This window comes from Streptomyces sp. NTH33, assembly GCF_003236365.1.
Classification (GTDB): domain Bacteria; phylum Actinomycetota; class Actinomycetes; order Streptomycetales; family Streptomycetaceae; genus Streptomyces.
In genome coordinates, this window is sequence record NZ_POTZ01001135.1 from 1 (window position 1) to 430 (window position 430).

Below are 430 nucleotides of genomic sequence, written 5' to 3' on the forward strand. Positions count from 1 at the left end.
GTCGCGGGCGGGCGTGGCGGGGGCTCCACGGAGACGGTCGGTGCGGGGAAGTTCCCGTAGGCCGGCGTGACGCGACGCTGGACGATTTCCCGCAGCACGAAGGTGGTCGCCGGAATGGCGAAGTGCGCGGTCACGATGCCCCCCGTCCTGCGGCGCTGCCCAGGTACTCGTCCAGGGTCGGGCCGGTCCTGGGCCGGGGCCTGCGCTCGCGTGGCGGGCCCGACGGCGCGTCGGTGACCACCCGCACCTCGACCCGCCCGATCTCGACGACGACCGGGGCGGACTCCGCCTGGTGTTCGGCCGGGGCCGCGGGCCGCGGTTCCACGCGTACGGGCTCGGCACGCACCACGTCCGACGCCGTTGCGGCCCGGACGACCGGTTGATGGCCGGCGGGGGAGGCCGTCGTACCGGCCGGCGCGGTGTCATCGCC

1 pseudogene is annotated in these 430 nt (G+C 76.5%); it reads right to left on the minus strand.

Annotated features, from left to right (window positions below):
• Positions 1 to 130: 130 nt before the first annotated feature.
• A pseudogene (locus C1I97_RS38840) lies at positions 131 to 430 on the minus strand (hypothetical protein); the annotation flags it as partial.